Below are 17,336 nucleotides of genomic sequence, written 5' to 3'. Positions count from 1 at the left end.
CAATCCACTAGTGGCTGCCCAAATTTTAGGCATTCTGCATTGCACCATGAGCGATTTACCGCCTCCACCTCCGCTGAAGCCGATCAATGTCGGTCCCGTCTCGATCGAGACGCCGGTGGTGCTTGCCCCGATGACGGGCGTTACGGACCTGCCTTTCCGGACGCTGGTGCGGCGCTATGGCTCGGGACTTAATGTCACCGAGATGATAGCTAGCGAAGCCGCCATTCGCGAAACCCGCCAGTCGGTTCAAAAGGCTGAGTGGGACGAAAGCGAAGACCCTGTGTCGATGCAGCTTGTCGGCTGTGATCCTGTTTCGATGGCGGAAGCGGCCAAGCTGCAGGAAGGCAATGGCGCAGCGATCATCGATATCAATTTCGGCTGCCCGGTGCGCAAGGTGGTGGGCCAGCTCGCCGGCAGCGCCCTGATGCGTGAAGTGCCGCTGGCGACCAAGCTGATGGAAGCGACCGTAAAGGCTGTCGATGTCCCGGTAACTGTGAAGATGCGTATGGGTTGGGACCATGCCAGCCTCAATGCCCCTGAGCTCGCTCGCATTGCTGAAGATCTCGGTGTGAAGATGGTCACTGTCCACGGCCGTACCCGCAACCAGATGTACAAGGGGCATGCCGACTGGTCGTTCATCCGCCAGGTGAAGGAAGCGGTTTCGATCCCGGTCATCGTCAATGGCGACATTTGCGGGGTTGAGGATGCTGCAAAGGCGCTCGAGCAATCGGGGGCCGACGGCTTGATGATCGGCCGTGGTGCCTATGGCAAGCCGTGGCTGCTGGCGCAGGTGATGCATTGGTGGCGCACGGGCGAGACGCTTGAAAGCCCGAGCTTCGATGAACAGTATGAAACGCTGGTCGAGCACTACCAGCGGATGCTCGATCACTATGGCGAGAATGTCGGCACCAAGATCGCCCGCAAGCATCTTGGCTGGTACACGAAGGGGATGCACGGCTCTGCCGAGTTCCGCAATTTCGTCAATTTCATCGATGATCCGAAACAGGTGCTGGGCGAGATCGAACGGTTCTACGAGCCGTTCCTGCGGCGCCGGGCAGCATGAGCGATGTAGAGGCCCGGTCGGGTCCGTCATCGGATACTCGCCCCGATCCCACCGCGCAGATCGCCAACATGGTCTTCGCAGTCCTGTTGCTTGATCCTCACGGTGCTGTGGCGGAGGTCAATCCTGCGGCAGAAGACCTGTTGGGGAAGAGCGCGAGCCGCTTGTTGGGCACTCCGTTCCTCGAATCCGTAGAGATTGTTGATCAGCGCGTGCTTGAGCGGTTCAGCGACACCGAAGCGCGTCTGACGGCGCGAGGCCTGGCCATTGCTTCGGGAGATGCGACGCGGCAGGTCAATATGACTCTCTCGCCAATCGCAAGCCATCCGGGCTGGCGTGTTATCACACTGTCAGACAGTGGTCAGGCAGACATGGATCGCACCTATGATGACGCAATGGTCGGCGCGCCGTCGGTCCTCGCACATGAAATAAAGAATCCGCTCGCCGCTATTCGCGGGGCCGGGCAGTTGCTGATCCGCAAATTGCCGGAAGCCGACCGTCCGTTCGCCCGGCTGATCGGCAGCGAAGTGGACCGGATTGCGCGCCTGGTCGACCGGATGCAGCGGCTCGGCAGCCGCAATGTCGATCCGATGGAGGCCGTCAACTTGCACGAAATCGTTCGAGCCGCGCTCACAGTAGTGCGCTCTGCAGGCGACAAGGGTGTGACCTTCCTGGAAGAGTTCGATCCATCGCTTCCGCCAGTCTGGGCCAGCCCGGATTCGTTGCAGCAAGTGCTCATCAACCTGCTCAGCAACGCCCGTGATGCCGCTGAAACCGAAGATGACAGTGGTGTAGTGACGGTACAGACTCGTTTCGTCAGTGGCCTCGTGATGAATGTGCTGCGACCGGGCCGTTCGATCCGCTTGCCGATCGAGCTTACTGTTACCGACAATGGACCTGGCATCGATCCCGCTGTGCGCGACCGCGTGTTCGAGCCTTTTGTAACCTCGAAGAAGGGCGGGCAGGGGTTGGGCCTCGCGTTGGTACGCAAGCTCGTCAACGACATGGACGGTCGCATCGCCCATGAGCGGGACCAGCGTGCCCGCTTGACAAAATTCCGCATCAATCTCGCGATGGCGCAGGAGAAAATGGCATGAGCGACCCGATCCTGCTGGTAGAAGACGACAATGCCATTGCAGCTGTGATCGTGAGTGCGCTGGAGGGCGAGGGCTACCGGGTCGATCGCTGTGCGGCGATCGCCCAACGTGACCGACTGCTCGACGCCCAGCACTATGCCGCGATGTTGACCGATGTCGTGCTGGAAGATGGTGACGGGATTGCCTCGCTGGCTCGCGTGCGTGAGCAGCATCCGCACATGCCGATCATCATTCTTTCGGCCCAGAACACCCTGGATACGGCGGTCAGGGCAAGCGAGAACGAAGCATTCGAATACTTTCCCAAGCCGTTCGACCTCGATGAACTGATCCGCGCTGTTCGACAGGCAGCCGGTGCATCGAGCGGTGCGGGCTCGGAAGGGCAAGGCGACGAAGGTAACTTGCCCCTGGTCGGTCGGAGCCAGGCGATGCAGGGCGTGTTCCGGATGATAACGCGCGTGCTGCGCAACGACCTGACCGTGCTGGTGCTGGGGGAATCGGGTACCGGCAAGGAACTTGTCGCCGAAGCCATTCACCAGCTGGGATCACGCAAGACCGGTCCGTTTGTCGCTGTAAACGCCGCTGCCATTCCGCGCGAACTGATCGAAAGCGAGCTTTTCGGGCATGAGAAAGGCGCGTTCACCGGCGCCGTCGGGCAATCGATCGGCAAGTTCGAACAGGCCAACGGCGGGACGCTGTTCCTTGACGAGATCGGAGACATGCCACTCGATGCGCAAACCCGACTTCTGCGGGCGCTGCAGTCAGGGCGGATCAGGCGTGTTGGTGGTCGGCAAGACGTGGCGGTCGACGTCCGTATCATTGCTGCGACAAACCGCGACCTTGCCCCAATGATTGCCAGCGGCAAGTTCCGCGAAGATCTCTATTATCGCCTCAACGTTGTTCCGATCGAGTTGCCACCGCTGCGCGCCCGACGTGACGACATCGGCGCGCTCACACGACATTTCCTTTCTCTGGCGGAGGATGAGGGGCTCCCGCGCCGCCAGATCGACGAACAGGCGATCGGCTTGCTCGAAAAGCAGCCATGGCGGGGCAACGTGCGCGAGCTGCGGAACTTGATCTATCGCCTTGCACTTCTGGCCAGAAACGATGTTATCGACGCGGAATTGGCCCGCGAAGTCCTGGGCAAGGAACAATCGCTGTCGACGTCGGAACGGTCTTCGTCGGTCGATCGGGCGATGCTTGACTGGATCGATGAGCACCATCCCGCTCCAGGTTCGCTTTATCGAGCGGCATCTGCTGCTTTCGAGAAGCCGCTGTTCGAGCATGCCTTGCGGGCCACTGCAGGAAACCAACTGCGCGCAGCAGAGCTGCTGGGCATCAATCGCAACACTTTGCGCAAGCGTCTCGGCGAACTGGGAATTGTCGCTGAAGCGTTCTCGACGCGGGCCTAGTCGCATTTTTGCAACAGAAAAGGCTTGCAGGAACGCAACACTCGCGTTGTAATTGGGCAACGATGGAGCAGTCGGGGATCTTGGAGGGGCGCAGCCCGCGCTGGTGGCGGCAATTCGTCATCGCGTCGCGCCGCGCCAATCTCTTCCGCTACCTGGAAATTGCCTGCGTCCTTGCCGTTCTCGGCATGATTGCGCTGACCTATCTGGCCTTTACCACGGCTCCGCCAGACGGGCAGTTGTTGCCGACCCGCCAGATTACCGGCCTGCTCATCGGGACATTGATCCCGTCAATTGCCCTGCTCGTTCTGATCGGGCGCCGGTTTGCCCTGCGCCGCGCCGCCGGCAGCACCGCGCGCCTGCACGTGCGCCTGGTATTCCTGTTTTCGCTGATTGCGGCTGTTCCAACGCTGCTGGTCGCCGGCTTTGCTGCTTTCCTGTTCCAGTCGGGTGTCGATTTCTGGTTCTCCGGCCAGTCACGCGGCATGATGGACAGCGTCAATCGCTTCGCCGAGGGCTACTACGAACAAAACCAGGTTGATGTCGCGCAGAACACCCAGGCCATGGCGAGCGACATGCTTTACCTCTTGCAGGGAAGGAGCCAGGCGGACCTGGCCGACCAGGCATTCCTCGAAGACTACAACTACCAGATGCAAGGGCGTGACTTTAATGAGTCGGCAATCCTGCAGGTATTCGGTGACGGACGCGTCAATACAGCGGTCGCCGTCGGACTCGTCGAAGGGAATGACCCCACCAAAATTGTTGGTGACGCCCTGGAGCTCTATCGCCGGGGAGAGACACAGGCGGTTTTTGCCGATGAGCGCAGAATAGAAGCGGTCGCCCCGATTGATCGCGGGGCAGGAATCTATCTCTACAATGCGCGAACATCGGAATCCCTGTCGTTCAGCCAGTGGGACCAGGCACGCGAGGTGGTCTCATCGTATCAGGCACTCACGGCCCGGGCCCGTGCGCTGCAGTTGCGGTTCAACCTGGCGCTTTTCTTCGTGAGCCTTGCCCTTGTTGGCCTCGCGGTCTGGTTCGCCTTGCGCTTCGCCGACCGTCAAGTGGAGCCACTGACAGACCTTGTTGCAGCGGCGCGAAAAGTCGGTGCGGGCAATTTCGCCTTGCGCGTAGGAGAGCGCTCGCGTGGCGATGAGATTGGCCTGCTCAACCGTGCCTTCAACCGCATGACGGCACAGATCGAGAAGCAGACCGATGCGTTGGTCAGTGCCAATCATGAGCTGGGTGAACGGCGCCACTTTATCGAAACCGTGCTGGAATCGGTGACAGCCGGAGTGATTTCGACTGACGGCGATGGCCGGGTCCTGCTCATGAACAGCTCTGCCAAGAATATCCTCCAGGAAGATGCTGAAGCGTCGCACCGCGGAGAGCCGCTGGATCAGTTCGTACCGCAGATGGCACAATTGGTGGAAGCCGGAGTAAATGGCGGAATTGTGAACTATTCCAAGGGTAGCGAGTTGCTCACCCTTGCGGTCAAGCTGACGCCCGCATCCGGCGGCCATGTGATCACCTTCGAGGACATCACCAGGCAACTGCTCGACCAGCGCCAAGCGGCCTGGTCTGATGTCGCGCGGCGGATTGCGCATGAAATCAAGAACCCACTGACGCCGATCCAGCTCGCCACGGAACGGCTCAAGCGCCGCTATCGCAAGCAGATCGACAGCGATGGCGAGCTGTTCGACGAGCTGACCAGCACTATCGTTCGCCAGGTCGGTGCCTTGCGGACGATGGTCGACGAATTCTCGTCCTTCGCACGCTTGCCCAAGCCGGTGTTCCGGCAGGAAGATGCGCTCGACCTGCTCAAGCAGGCGTTGTTCCTGCAAGAGGTCGCGCATCCCTCGATCGATTTTGCATTCACTCACGAAGAGCATGCGCCGCTGCTGATTGCCTGCGACCGGCACCAGTTCGGCCAGGCCCTTACCAATGTACTCAAAAACGCCGCTGAGGCTGTCGAAGCGCGGGCGCGCGAAGCAGAGATCGATTTTCGTGGTCGGATCGGTGTCGAACTTCGAAGCACGAGCGATGCGATTGAAATTGCAGTCGAAGACAACGGTATCGGCTTGCCGCAAGACCGCGAACGGATCGTCGAACCCTATATGACGACCCGCGAGAAGGGCACGGGCCTAGGCCTCGCGATCGTCAACAAGATCGTCGAGGAACATGGCGGCGACATGACTTTCGCCAGCACGGCTGGTGGCGGCACATGCGTTACGCTGCGGTTCGCCCGCAATCCGGTGCTGCCAGAAAGCGAGGCAGCCGAATGATGAATTTCCAGAAAGAGGAGACGCTGTAATGGCGCTCGATATTCTCGTAGTAGACGACGAACGCGACATACGTGAGCTTGTCTCCGGGGTGCTCAGCGATGAAGGCTATGAATGCCGCACCGCCGGGGACAGCGCCAGCGCGCTCAACATGTTCGACGAACGTCGGCCGAGTGTCGTTTTGCTCGACGTCTGGCTTCATGGTTCGCAGATGGATGGCCTCGAAGTGCTCGACGTGATCAAGGAACGCGAGCCGGATCTCCCGGTCATTATATTCTCCGGCCACGGCAACATCGACACTGCCGTGTCGGCTGTCGGCCGCGGCGCGATGGACTTCATCGAGAAGCCTTTCGAAGCGACACGCCTGCTCCACCTGGTTTCCAGGGCGACTGAAACGCAACGGCTACGGCGAGAGAATGTTCGTTTGCGGCAGGGCTTTACCAGCGGCGAGGAATTCACCGGCAACAGCTCGGCCATCAACCAGGTTCGGGCTACGTTGAAACGGGTCGCCAACACCGGCAGCCGCGTGTTGATTTCCGGCCCGGCGGGTGCGGGCAAGGAAGTCGCTGCGCGGCTACTCCACAGCTGGAGCCCGCGCGCCGATCATCCGTTCGTGACAGTCAATTCGGCCCGGATCACCCCCGAACGGTTCGAGCAGGAGCTGTTCGGCGAGGAAGTCGATGGCAAGCTGGAACGTCCTGGCTTGCTGGAACTTGCCGATGGTGGGACGCTCTATCTCGACGAGGTGGCAGACATGCCGCTGTCGACCCAGGCCCGGATCCTGCGCGTGCTGACAGAGCAGAGCTTTGTGCGCGTCGGCGGTTCGCGACAGATCGGTGTCGATGTGCGCGTGGTCTCTTCAACGGCGCGCGACCTGCAGGAAGAGATCGACGAGAAGAACTTCCGCGAGGACCTGTTTTACCGGCTCAATGTCGTGCCGGTAGCTATTCCCTCTCTTAGCGAGCGGCGCGACGATATTCCTGCGTTGGCGGAGCATTTCTTCACTCGCTACGCTGCGGAGCAGGGCATTCCGGCACCCGAGATCAGCGAAGAAGCGATGGCAGCTTTGCAGGCTTACGACTGGCCCGGAAATGTGCGTCAGCTGCGTAATGTCGTCGAACGCACGGTGATCCTCTCGCCGCGCGATCGCATGGAAGAAGTCCAGCCTGACATGCTCCCAAGCGAGGTCACTAGCGGAAAGCTTGGTGGCGGGACGGGCATGACCAATCTCATGGGCGTGCCGCTGCGCGAGGCTCGCGAAAGTTTCGAACGTGAATACCTCAGCGTCCAGATCCGCCGCTTTTCCGGCAACATTTCCAAGACGGCGAGTTTCATCGGAATGGAACGCTCGGCGCTCCACCGCAAACTCAAGATTCTCGGAATGACTGAGCGCAAGGGCGAAGACTAGAGCGTGGTTTCAGCAAGATTTGCTATCGACTGATAGAAATACCGGATTGAATCCGGGCCGTTGTGCCTCCATAATTGTAACGAACAACCGGCAGCGGACTTGGTGGCCCGCATGCCAGATTGCGGTCACGCATGTGGCCGCCAATAACAGGAGACCAAGATGTCCGCCGGAAATACCCTCTCCGCACGCCCCCGTTCGCAAGACAGCGAAGCGAGGGGGGGCAAACAAGGCAATTTGCAGGATAACTTTCTCAACCTGCTGCGCCGCAACAAGACCCCGGTTACGGTGTTCCTAGTCAAGGGCGTAAAGCTCCAGGGTATCGTGACCTGGTTCGACAATTTCTCCATGTTGCTGCGCCGAGACGGGCAGTCGCAGCTGGTGTACAAGCATGCCATCAGCACCATAATGCCCGGAGCACCGATGGATGCCGGCCAGTTCGCCAGCCAGGACGGCAACAAGAAGCAGCGATTGCTGCAGGACGTCTTCCTGAGTCGTGTGCGCGATGCCGGGGTGCAGGTGACGATGTTCCTCATCAATGGGGTCATGCTGCAGGGCCGGATCAGCGCCTATGACCTGTTCTGCGTGCTGCTGGAGCGAGACGGCTATGTCCAATTGGCCTACAAGCACGCGGTTTCGACCGTGCAGCCTGCCAGTGCGGTCGACCTGACCGACTGGGAAGAGGACGAAGAAGACTGAGCTTCGATGACAACCTGATGGGCGAAGTCTCGCGCGGGGCGCGGGCTCTCGTCGTATGCCCGGATATTAGGCGGGAACGCTACGATCTCGAACCCGAGGCGCGGCTGGAGGAGATCTGCGGCCTGACCATGGCAATCGGCATAGTCATCGCCGAGAGCTACATCCTGCCTGTACGAGACGTGCGGCCCAATACGCTGTTCGGTTCAGGCCAGGTTGAACGGATCGCTACCGACTGCGAGATGGGCGAGATCGAGCTGGTCGTGGTCGACGGCGCGCTCAGTCCGATCCAGCAGCGCAACCTTGAAGAAAAGCTCAAGCGCAAAGTGATCGATCGCACCGGGCTGATCCTTGAAATTTTCGGCGAACGCGCGGCAACAGCAGAAGGGCGACTGCAGGTCGAATTGGCCCACCTCGATTACCAGCAAAGCCGCCTGGTCCGCAGCTGGACCCACCTGGAGCGGCAGCGCGGCGGTTTCGGCTTCCTCGGCGGCCCGGGCGAGACTCAGATCGAGGCCGACCGGCGGATGATCCGCCAGCGCATGGGGCGGCTGCGCAAGGAGCTGGAACAGGTCCGCAAGACCCGCGGCTTGCACCGTGAACGGCGAGGCAGGGCTCCGTGGCCCGTCATTGCGCTGGTCGGCTATACCAATGCCGGCAAGTCCACCCTGTTCAACCGGCTGACCGGGGCGGAGGTGATGGCGGAAGACCTGCTCTTCGCCACGCTCGACCCAACCATGCGGGCGATCTCGCTGCCGGGCGTCGAGAAAGCGATCCTGTCCGATACCGTGGGCTTCATCTCCGACCTGCCGACTCAGTTGGTCGCCGCCTTCCGTGCCACGCTGGAAGAAGTCACCGGCGCGGATATCATCCTGCATGTGCGCGATATCGCGAATGCCTCGAGCGCTGCGCAGAAGACGCAGGTGCTCGAGGTCTTGCGCGACCTCGGCGTGATCGATGGCGAGGATGGTGTCAGCTCGATCCCGATCCTCGAGGTCTGGAACAAGTGGGACCTGCTCGACCACGACCGGGCCGAAGATCTGTCCGGTGTCGCTGCCGGTGATGCAAGGGTGATACCGATCTCAGCTGAGACCGGATGGAATGTGGATGTCCTGAAGGAACGTCTGGGCGAGGCCCTGACTCACGCTGCACAGACCCGCGAATTCTTCCTTCCCGTTGCCGAAGGGCGGAAGATTGCCTGGTTGCATGCGCATGGCGAAGTACTGGCCGATGAGGATGGCGGGGAAGGGGAGAATGGGCCCCGGCGCAGGCTGGTCGTCCGGCTCAATCCCAAGGAACTGGGCCAATTCGAAACGCTCTGATCCGGGTTATTCTTCGGCCTTGACCGCTTGCCAGAGCGCCTCCTGTTCATCGAGCGACAGATCGGGAAAGGCACCGCCTGACCTGGCTTCCATGCCGCGAAATCGACGCTCGAACTTGCTGTTGGCCGCGCGCAGGGCATCTTCGGGAGCAATGCCATAGGCGCGGACGAGGTTGACTGCGGCGAACAGCAGGTCGCCAGCTTCTTCTTCACGCTTCTCTGGAGGTGCCTCGGCCAGCTCGTCCATTTCCTCGCGCAGCTTGGCCCTCGGGCCTTCCGTATCGGGCCAGTCAAAGCCGGTCCTTGCTGCACGCTTTTGCAGCTTCTCTGCGCGGAGCAGGGCGGGGAGGGCACGCGCCACGCCGTCCATCGCGCTGGTTGCACCCTTTTCGTCGCGTTCCTTGGCCTTGAGTTCTTCCCAGCGCCGCTCGGTCATCTGGCCTTCACCGTCGCCGAAAATATGCGGATGACGGGTTTCCATCTTGTCGGAGATTGCGCGGGCTACATCCGTGAAAGCAAAATGTCCGGCTTCCTCGGCCATACGCGAATGGAACACCACCTGTAGCAGCAAGTCGCCCAGCTCTTCGCGCAATTCGTCCATCGCTTCACGCTCAATGGCGTCGGCAACTTCATAGGCTTCCTCGATGGTGTAGGGCGCAATGGTGCTGAAATCCTGTACCAGGTCCCACTCGCACCCGCGCTCGGGATCGCGCAGGGTGGCCATGATAGTGAGCAGTCGGTCAAGCTGGTCGGTCATGCCAGCTCCCGTGCCAGATTCTGCATGAAGCGGGCACCCCTTTCGAGCTGTTCGATGGCGATCCATTCATCGGGCTGGTGGGCCTGCTCGATCGATCCCGGCCCGCAGATGATGGCACTGAAGCCAGCGCGCTGAAACTGCCCGGCCTCGGCTGCATAGGGCACCGTCGTTGCCGCGCTGTTGTCACCGGTGAGCTTGCGGACGAATTGGACCGCTTCCTCGCTGTTCTCCGGCCTGAGGGGAGGGGCGGCACTCTTGCGTGTCACCACTACCCCGCATTCGGGGAAACGTGCCGAAATCTCCGCATCAAGCTCGGCACAGCGTAAGAGGAAAGGCGCAATGATCGCATCCGGGTCGTCACCCGGCGGGCAGCGCAGGTCGAAGGTGAAGCTGGCTTGGCGTGCGAGGATATTGGCTGCGGTGCCACCTTGCATCAGCCCCACGGTCAGAGTTGCCTGAGGCGGGTCGAAACCGTTGTTGGGATCGGCGCTTTCCCTCAACTCGTGTGCCAGCCGGGATAACTCTGCCATCAGCTCGATGGCGACCATGTTAGCCGAGACGCCATGGTTCACGAGCGAGCTATGTGCCTCGTGTCCAGTTATGTTGACAGTCCAGTTTGAGCTGCCCTTATGTCCAATCACCGGATGCATGCTGGTTGGTTCGCCAATGATGGCAAGGCGTGGGTCTGGTAATTCTGCGCGCATGGCATCGATCATCGATGGTGCGCCCAGGCAGCCGATTTCCTCGTCATAGCTGAAGGCCAGGTGCACGGGGATCGAACAGGTCTTGAACACCGGCACATGGGCCAGTGCGAGTGCGAGGAATCCCTTCATATCGGTCACTCCGCGCCCGACCAGCTTGTTTTCGCGTTCGGTCACGCTCCACGGATCGCTGGTCCATGGTTGGCCATCGACCGGCACGACATCGCTGTGGCCCGACAAGACGATGCCACCTGAGACAACTGGACCGACTGTGGCGTAGAGATTTGCTTTTGATCCATCAGCATTTGCGACACGCTTGCTTGCTATGTCGTATCCGGCAAGGAATTGCTCGACCCAGGTGATCAGCTCGAGATTGCTGTTGCGCGAGGTCGTGTCGAAGCCGACCAGCGTTTCGAGGATCGGGCGATAAGGCAGGGGTGCGCTCATGCGGCTGTCCTGCCGTTTTTCGGACCAGAGGGGAAGAGAGTGCGGCCTGCTTGTATCGACTAAATGGGAATGATAATATATATTATGTTAAATGAAATCCGAGCTTGCCAAGGGGGTCTTGGCCCTCTTGGCCCCTCTCGCTTACATGATGACCGATATGAACAGGAACACGCTGGCGAAGATACACGCCCAGATCAGCGCCATCTTCAGCCCGGACTTCCATTCCAGCCGATAGGAAGCCAGTGCGCCGCCAGCAAGGATCAACCAGCCGACCAGCGCAATCAATTGTATGGTGTCGAATTCGCTCATGCTTCCAACTCCAGCCCGTCGTAGCCGACGATCACGCCCGCCGGTACTTCGTCGCACAGGCTGCGATAGTCCATGCTCTTGTCCATATGCGTCAGGATCATACGCTTGGCCTTGGTGCGCTGCTTGAACTGCAGCGCCATGCCCAGGTGCGCATGGGTCGGATGCGGATCGCGGCGCAGGCAATCGCAGACGAGGATGTCGATGCCCTTGAAAACCGCGATCATCTCAGAGGTGATTTCGCTGAAATCCGTCGCGTAACCAATTGTTTTTCCGTCGGCTTCGAAGAGGAATCCGGTGGACTGCGTCGGCCCGTGCGGCATCTCGACCCAGTCAAGCCCGAAACCGGCATGCATCCGCTGGCGATCAAGCTCTGCCAGCGACACGATGGTGGGATAGCCATGCTCGCCGGCAAAGACATAGCTGAAGCGCATTCGCAGTCGCTGGCACGTCACCTTGCTCGCGAACCCGGGAATCGGTGCTGAGCGGCCATAGCGCATCGAGCGCAGATCATCGATGCCGTGGCAATGGTCCGCATGGTCATGAGTCCAGAACACGCCGTCGAGGCTGTCGATGCCATTGGCCAGGAACTGCGAGCGCAAATCGGTCGAGGTATCGACCAGAACCCTTTGTCCTGCCTTGTTTTCTACCAGGATCGAGACGCGCGAGCGGCGGTTTCTCGGCTCGTTGGGATCGCATTCGCCCCAGTCGCCATTGATCCGCGGAACCCCGGTGGAGGTCCCGGTTCCGAGCATGATGACCTTCACGCCGCCGCCTTCTGGCCAGCGCGGGTGAACAGGGCGTGGAAATTGCGCGTGGTGTTGGCCGCCAGTTCTTCCAACGGCTCGCCGCGCAGCTCGGCGAGGAATTCGGCGGTGTTGCGCACGAAGGCGGGTTCGCACGGCTTGCCACGATGCGGGATCGGCGCGAGGAACGGGCTGTCGGTTTCCACCAACAAGCGATCTGCCGGCACATCCTTCGCCACCGCCTGAAGGTCCTGCGCATTCTTGAAGGTGACGATGCCGGACAGCGAAATGGTCAGCCCCAGGTCGAGGACGGTCTTGCCGAATTCCGCCGAGGCCGTGAAGCAGTGGATCAGGGCCGGGAAGGCGCCCTTCTCCATTTCCTCGGTCAGGATCTGCGCCGTATCGTCCTCCGCATCGCGGGTATGGATGATCACCGGCAGCTGGGTCTCGCGCGCGACATCGATATGCATGCGGAACAAGGCCCGCTGCACTGCGCGGTCGGAGCGATCGTAATAGTAGTCAAGCCCGGTCTCGCCGATGGCGATCACTTTGTCCCGGTCCGTCGCTTCGCGCAGCACATCGCGGCCGAGGTCTTCATGCGCATCGGCCTCGTGCGGGTGGATGCCCACGCTGGCCCAGATATCGGGCTCACGCTGGGCGGTGCCGATGACATCGTCCCACTCGCGGGTCTTGGTTGAGATATTGAGGAAGCCCTGTACGCCCGCAGCGCGCGCCCGCTCGAGCACACCCTGCTGGTCCTCGACCAAGCCCTTGTATTGGAGATGGCAGTGGCTATCGACCAGCATCAGCCCGCCTCTTCCTCTGCCAGCTCGAGCCGCGGGAACAGCGGCGTGGGGGCTGCGATCTGGAAGTCGCTTTCAGCCAGCGGGGAATACCAGTGGCTGCCAATTGCGTCATAGCTGCGCAGCTCTTCCCCTACCCCCATCATGTCAAGCAGCCTGGCGCTGCTGGAAGGGATAACGGGCGCAATCGCGACGGCCAGCTGGGCGATGCAGATGTAGAGCGTGGCGAGCACTGTCTCCATCCGCTCGGGATCGGTCTTGCGCAGGGTCCACGGCGCCTGCGCGTCGATATAGGCGTTGCAGGCGAACACGGCCTGCAGCCACGCCTCGACGCCCTGCTGCAGGGCCAGTGCTTCGAACGCCTCGGGAATTTCGCTCCGTACGGCCTTGTCGATCGCTTCAAACAGCGCGGCATCGGCCGGATCATGCCCGCGAATGGCCGGGAGGTAACCCTCGAGGTTCTTTGCGATGAAGCCGAGCGTGCGCTGCGCGAGGTTGCCGAAGGCATTGCCGAGCTCGCCATTGGCGCGGTTGACGATGGCTTCGGCGGAATAGCTGCCGTCCTGCCCGAATGCGATCTCGCGCATGAAGAAATAGCGCAGCTGATCGACCCCGAAGCGTTCGGCAAGGTCCATCGGATCGACGACATTGCCGGCGCTCTTGCTCATCTTCTCGCCGCCGCGTGCTAGCAGGAAGCCATGCGCGAAGACCTGCTTCGGCAGCGGCAGGTCCGCGCTCATCAGGAAGGCCGGCCAATAGACCGTGTGGAAGCGGACGATGTCCTTGCCGATCATGTGGATGTCGGCCGGCCAGTAACGGCTGAACATGTCGCCTTCGGTGTCAGGGAAGCCGACCCCGGTCATGTAGGTCGTCAGCGCGTCGACCCAGACATACATCACATGCCCGTCGCTATCGGGCACCGGCACGCCCCAGTCGAAGCTGGTGCGGCTGACGGAAAGATCCTTCAACCCGCCTTCGACGAAGCGCAGCACCTCGTTGCGGCGGCTTTCCGGGCGGATGAAATCGGGCTGCTCGGCATAGAGCGCCAGCAACCGGTCCTGGTATTTCGAGAGGCGGAAGAACCAGGTTTCCTCGACGGTCCACTCGACCGGCGTGCCCTGCGGGGAAAGCTTTGCGCCATCCTCGCCTTCGGTCAGCTCGCTCTCGTCATAAAACGCCTCGTCGCGGACCGAGTACCAGCCTTCGTAGCGATCGAGATAGAGGTCGCCGTTGGCCTCCATCCGTTTCCACAGCGCGGTGCTGGCGGCGTGGTGGCGCGGCTCGGTGGTGCGGACGAAATCGTCATAGGCGATGTCGAGCTTCGCGCACATGTCGCGGAAATGGCCCGACATCTCGGTCGCGAGGTCGATCGTCGCCATGCCCGCCTTGCGCGCGGTCTGGTCCATCTTGAGCCCGTGTTCGTCGGTCCCGGTGACCAGACGCACATCGCGCCCCCGCATCCGCTGGAAGCGCGCGACGACATCGGTCGCGATCCCTTCATAGGCATGGCCGATATGTGGGCGCCCGTTGGGATAGTTGATGGCCGTGGTGATGTAGAAAGGATCGGAATTGGTATCAGACATGGGCGCGCTCCTTATTGGGAGCAGCCGATGCGAGCAAGCTGCCGATTTCCATCGCGAGGAATCCGGGATCGAAATTGTAGGTCGGGGCCTGCCCGGCCAATGCCGCCATATCGGCATGGGCATCGGCCAGCGCGGAAAGTTGGCTTGCAGGTGTTTCCGTCATCCTTTCTGCCAGCACTGCGCGAGCGAGGTCGAACACCGCTCCGATCCGCTCACGGTCGGGCCTTGCCCCGATACTGCCTGACAGCTTGCCTCGCAGGGCGAAATCCGGATCACCGTCGTTGAGAATCTTCCGCATCAGGACCGCTATCGGTGCCAGGTCCTGCTCGACAAACTCAAGCGCTGCGCCCGGTGAGCCGCCAGATGCTGCCACCGCGGCGGCGCGCGCTTCGTCGGTGGCGTTGGGAGCTTCTTCCTGCAGTATGCGCTCGACGTCACTCGTGCTTAGCGGTGCAAAACGAATGATGCGGCAGCGCGAGCGGATGGTCGGTAACAGTCTTGCGGGACGGTGCGTCACCAGCAGGAAGAATGTACCCTCCGGTGGTTCTTCCAGGCTCTTTAGCAACGCGTTGGATGCGCCCTTCTCGAGATCGTCGGCGGGGTCGATGATGATCGCTCGGCGCGCGCCCAGCGTTGGCCGCGTAGTAAGGCGGCGCTGCATCTCGCGGATCTGGTCGACCGAGATATTGCGCTTGCGCTCGAACGGTTTGCCTTCGTCTCGCTTCCTCGCTTCCTTGTCATCCTTGGGCGGGCGATTGAGAAGGATGATATCCGGGTGGTCCGGTCCCATCGGGCCGTCGCCCACCAGCTTCTGTGCCGCCCCTAGCGCGAACTCATGCTTGCCCAGCCCCTGCCGCCCGGCGATGATCCAGCCATGATGCATGCGCGGCCCGGCGAGCGCAGCATCCCATTCGCGCCAGGGCTGCTCGTGATTGAGGAGCATCAGGTTGCGCCCTCCACTACCGGCTCAACCGCCCTTAGGATGCGTTCATGGACCTGTTCGATGGAACCGTTGCCATCGACAATGACGAAGGCGTCCGGCTCCACGCCTGCAATTTTCCGGAACGCTTCGGCCACGGCAGCATGATACTCGGTGCTGCGGCCGCCAATGGCATCGCTGGCGTCCCCGTCGCGGGCCGCTAGCCTTTGTGCCACAGTATCCGGGGCCACATCGACCAGAACCGTCAGGTCAGGACGCAGTCCGTCGCTACCAACCTGGTGCAAAGCCCGCACGGCGTCGTCGCCAATGCCCCCTGCCCCACCCTGATAGGCGCGGCTCGAATCGACGAATCGGTCGCAGACGACCCATGCACCGCGCTCCAGCGCAGGACGAATCAGCTTTTCGACATGGTCGGACCGGGCAGCGGCAAACAGCAGGGCCTCGGCCCTTGCGCCCCACCCTTCGCCCGGCGGGGCGAGTAGCAGCTGCCGGATCGCTTCCGCTCCCGGTGTTCCGCCCGGCTCGCGCGTCAGGACGACTTCGAGGCCCTGCTGCTCCAACGCCTGCGCCAGCAGCCTTGCCTGGGTAGACTTGCCAGTCCCCTCTCCCCCTTCGAGTGCGATGAAACGCCCGCGGGTCATGACAGCAAACCTTTCAAGGCGTTGGCGATCCGGCCGAGGAATCCCGCCCGCTCAACCGGTTCTGCGGCGAGCAGCGGAACGAGCGACGGCTCCATGCCTTCCACCGATATCTGCAACTCTGCAACCGCCTCACCCGCTGCGATTGGCGCGCGCAGCGGCCCTTCGTAGCGCACCGAGAGTTTGACGGGCCTGTCCGTAGCACGCGGCATCGCAAAGCGGATCGGGCTGGCAGCGACTAGCTTTACTGTGTCGGAAGTACCATCCTGTACCTGAGCTTCACCGACTGTTGCACCCTTGCCGAACAACTGCCGGCTGGTGAATGTAGCGAAACCCCATTCCATCAGCGCCCGGGCGGCATCATCGCGATCGTCCTGTTCGGCGACGCCAGCGACCACCAGGACCAGCCGACGACCGTCACGCTCGGCACTGCCCAGGAAGCCGTTGCCGGCCTGGCGGGTAAAGCCGGTCTTGATCCCGTCCGCTCCCGCGACCCTGCCGGTAAGTGGATCGTGGTTGGACTGTGCGAACCCGTTGGTAACCAGGCCGCGGCGTCCAAAATAGGATTGGTACAGCTCTGCATGCTCAAGAGTTAGAGCCCGGCCCAGCGTCACGAGATCGCGCGCCGTGGTGAAGGTACGGGCGCCATCGGGGAAGCCGTTGGGCGTGCCAAAGTGGCTCTGCGTCATGCCTAGCCTGCGAGCATTTGCATTCATCAGTTCGAGCCATCTTGCAACTGAACCTGCGGCACCTTCGGCAAGGACGATAGCCCCGTCGTTGGCAGAGACGGTAGTGACCCCCAACAGCAAGTTGCGGACAGTTGTTTCGTCGCCGGGTTCGAGGAACATTGTGGAGCCGGTCCGGCGCCATTCCTCGGCAGCCGTTTCAGAGAAGGTAAAGCTCTGCTCTGGCTGCAACTTCCCCCGCGCCAGCAGGTCGAATGCGGTATAGACCGTCATCGCCTTGGTGATCGAAGCAGGGACAAACCGGCGGTCGGCATTGCGGGCAAACAGCACTTGCCCGCTCGACAGGTCGACCAGCATGGCTATCGGGACGGTGTCGGGAACGGGCGCAGGACTGGCAGTTGCGGGCACAGCCAGCGCCAGCGCCGCCATCGCCGCCAGTTTGCCGAAGAATGCTTTCACCTG

16 protein-coding genes are annotated in these 17,336 nt (G+C 61.6%); 7 read left to right on the top strand and 9 right to left on the bottom strand.

Going from position 1 to position 17,336, the window contains the following annotated elements; all coding sequences use genetic code 11:
* The first annotated feature begins 46 nt into the window (after positions 1–46).
* The 7 genes from dusB (at position 47) to hflX (ending at position 9,268) form a co-directional block, all read left to right on the top strand.
* Positions 47–1,063, top strand: a complete 1,017-nt coding sequence (gene dusB, locus QPW08_RS09295; protein ID WP_284125537.1) for a tRNA dihydrouridine synthase DusB — start codon at positions 47–49, stop codon at positions 1,061–1,063.
* The gene (locus tag QPW08_RS09290; RefSeq protein ID WP_284125536.1) at positions 1,060–2,157 is read left to right on the top strand and encodes a two-component system sensor histidine kinase NtrB; all 1,098 of its coding nucleotides are present in this window, start codon (positions 1,060–1,062) and stop codon (positions 2,155–2,157) included. The genes dusB and QPW08_RS09290 overlap by 4 nt, the downstream gene beginning before the upstream one ends.
* Complete coding sequence (locus QPW08_RS09285; protein WP_284125535.1) at positions 2,154–3,566, top strand: sigma-54-dependent transcriptional regulator; 1,413 nt, start codon at positions 2,154–2,156, stop codon at positions 3,564–3,566. The genes QPW08_RS09290 and QPW08_RS09285 overlap by 4 nt, the downstream gene beginning before the upstream one ends.
* A 62-nt stretch (positions 3,567–3,628) precedes the next feature.
* Positions 3,629–5,848: a sensor histidine kinase gene (locus tag QPW08_RS09280; protein ID WP_284125534.1), complete on the top strand. Its 2,220-nt coding sequence runs from the start codon at positions 3,629–3,631 to the stop codon at positions 5,846–5,848.
* 28 nt (positions 5,849–5,876) lie between these two features.
* On the top strand, positions 5,877–7,253 hold the full coding sequence (gene ntrX, locus QPW08_RS09275; protein WP_284125533.1) for a nitrogen assimilation response regulator NtrX: 1,377 nt from the start codon (positions 5,877–5,879) through the stop codon (positions 7,251–7,253).
* Between the two features lie 159 nt (positions 7,254–7,412).
* On the top strand, positions 7,413–7,949 hold the full coding sequence (gene hfq, locus QPW08_RS09270; protein WP_284125532.1) for an RNA chaperone Hfq: 537 nt from the start codon (positions 7,413–7,415) through the stop codon (positions 7,947–7,949).
* A 17-nt stretch (positions 7,950–7,966) separates the two neighbouring features.
* Complete coding sequence (gene hflX, locus QPW08_RS09265) at positions 7,967–9,268, top strand: GTPase HflX (protein ID WP_284125531.1); 1,302 nt, start codon at positions 7,967–7,969, stop codon at positions 9,266–9,268.
* Between the two features lie 6 nt (positions 9,269–9,274).
* On the opposite strand, the gene mazG is transcribed toward hflX, so the two are convergent.
* The 9 genes from mazG to QPW08_RS09220 form a co-directional block, all read right to left on the bottom strand.
* On the bottom strand, positions 9,275–10,024 hold the full coding sequence (gene mazG / locus QPW08_RS09260) for a nucleoside triphosphate pyrophosphohydrolase (RefSeq protein ID WP_284125530.1): 750 nt from the start codon (positions 10,022–10,024) through the stop codon (positions 9,275–9,277).
* On the bottom strand, positions 10,021–11,172 hold the full coding sequence (gene argE, locus QPW08_RS09255; RefSeq protein WP_284125529.1) for an acetylornithine deacetylase: 1,152 nt from the start codon (positions 11,170–11,172) through the stop codon (positions 10,021–10,023). Before argE ends, mazG begins: the two co-directional genes overlap by 4 nt.
* Before the next feature lie 141 nt (positions 11,173–11,313).
* Positions 11,314–11,481, bottom strand: a complete 168-nt coding sequence (locus QPW08_RS09250; protein ID WP_284125528.1) for a hypothetical protein — start codon at positions 11,479–11,481, stop codon at positions 11,314–11,316.
* Entirely contained in the window at positions 11,478–12,245 is a 768-nt protein-coding gene (locus QPW08_RS09245; protein WP_284125527.1) for an MBL fold metallo-hydrolase, read from the bottom strand. Before QPW08_RS09245 ends, QPW08_RS09250 begins: the two co-directional genes overlap by 4 nt.
* A complete protein-coding gene (locus QPW08_RS09240; protein WP_284125526.1) occupies positions 12,242–13,030 on the bottom strand; it encodes a TatD family hydrolase in 789 nt (262 codons plus the stop codon). Before QPW08_RS09240 ends, QPW08_RS09245 begins: the two co-directional genes overlap by 4 nt.
* Positions 13,030–14,610, bottom strand: a complete 1,581-nt coding sequence (gene metG / locus QPW08_RS09235) for a methionine--tRNA ligase (RefSeq protein WP_284125525.1) — start codon at positions 14,608–14,610, stop codon at positions 13,030–13,032. Before metG ends, QPW08_RS09240 begins: the two co-directional genes overlap by 1 nt.
* Positions 14,603–15,553 carry a DNA polymerase III subunit delta' gene (locus tag QPW08_RS09230; RefSeq protein ID WP_284125524.1) on the bottom strand — a complete coding sequence of 317 codons (951 nt, stop codon included), beginning with the start codon at positions 15,551–15,553 and terminating at the stop codon, positions 14,603–14,605. The genes metG and QPW08_RS09230 overlap by 8 nt, the downstream gene beginning before the upstream one ends.
* Positions 15,553–16,191 carry a dTMP kinase gene (tmk, locus tag QPW08_RS09225; RefSeq protein ID WP_284125523.1) on the bottom strand — a complete coding sequence of 213 codons (639 nt, stop codon included), beginning with the start codon at positions 16,189–16,191 and terminating at the stop codon, positions 15,553–15,555. The genes QPW08_RS09230 and tmk overlap by 1 nt, the downstream gene beginning before the upstream one ends.
* Positions 16,188–17,333, bottom strand: coding sequence for a D-alanyl-D-alanine carboxypeptidase family protein (locus tag QPW08_RS09220; protein ID WP_284125522.1), 1,146 nt, complete (start codon positions 17,331–17,333; stop codon positions 16,188–16,190). Before QPW08_RS09220 ends, tmk begins: the two co-directional genes overlap by 4 nt.
* Positions 17,334–17,336 lie beyond the last annotated feature (3 nt).

Source organism: Parerythrobacter aestuarii (assembly GCF_030140925.1).
GTDB classification, from domain to species: domain Bacteria; phylum Pseudomonadota; class Alphaproteobacteria; order Sphingomonadales; family Sphingomonadaceae; genus Parerythrobacter; species Parerythrobacter aestuarii.
The sequence above is the reverse complement of the archived record's forward strand: the minus strand, read 5'-3'. Positions and strand labels throughout refer to the sequence as shown.

Excerpts from the sequence above, each read along its gene's own strand:
- QPW08_RS09285 (WP_284125535.1), top strand. The coding sequence starts at position 2,154 with ATGAGCGACCCGATCCTGCTGGTAGAAGACGACAATGCCATTGCAGCT.
- argE (WP_284125529.1), bottom strand. The coding sequence starts at position 11,172 with ATGAGCGCACCCCTGCCTTATCGCCCGATCCTCGAAACGCTGGTCGGC.
- QPW08_RS09280 (WP_284125534.1), top strand. The coding sequence starts at position 3,629 with ATGGAGCAGTCGGGGATCTTGGAGGGGCGCAGCCCGCGCTGGTGGCGG.
- hflX (WP_284125531.1), top strand. The coding sequence starts at position 7,967 with ATGGGCGAAGTCTCGCGCGGGGCGCGGGCTCTCGTCGTATGCCCGGAT.
- QPW08_RS09240 (WP_284125526.1), bottom strand. The coding sequence starts at position 13,030 with ATGCTGGTCGATAGCCACTGCCATCTCCAATACAAGGGCTTGGTCGAG.
- QPW08_RS09290 (WP_284125536.1), top strand. The coding sequence starts at position 1,060 with ATGAGCGATGTAGAGGCCCGGTCGGGTCCGTCATCGGATACTCGCCCC.
- hfq (WP_284125532.1), top strand. The coding sequence starts at position 7,413 with ATGTCCGCCGGAAATACCCTCTCCGCACGCCCCCGTTCGCAAGACAGC.
- dusB (WP_284125537.1), top strand. The coding sequence starts at position 47 with ATGAGCGATTTACCGCCTCCACCTCCGCTGAAGCCGATCAATGTCGGT.
- metG (WP_284125525.1), bottom strand. The coding sequence starts at position 14,610 with ATGTCTGATACCAATTCCGATCCTTTCTACATCACCACGGCCATCAAC.
- QPW08_RS09250 (WP_284125528.1), bottom strand. The coding sequence starts at position 11,481 with ATGAGCGAATTCGACACCATACAATTGATTGCGCTGGTCGGCTGGTTG.
- tmk (WP_284125523.1), bottom strand. The coding sequence starts at position 16,191 with ATGACCCGCGGGCGTTTCATCGCACTCGAAGGGGGAGAGGGGACTGGC.
- QPW08_RS09230 (WP_284125524.1), bottom strand. The coding sequence starts at position 15,553 with ATGCTCCTCAATCACGAGCAGCCCTGGCGCGAATGGGATGCTGCGCTC.
- ntrX (WP_284125533.1), top strand. The coding sequence starts at position 5,877 with ATGGCGCTCGATATTCTCGTAGTAGACGACGAACGCGACATACGTGAG.
- mazG (WP_284125530.1), bottom strand. The coding sequence starts at position 10,024 with ATGACCGACCAGCTTGACCGACTGCTCACTATCATGGCCACCCTGCGC.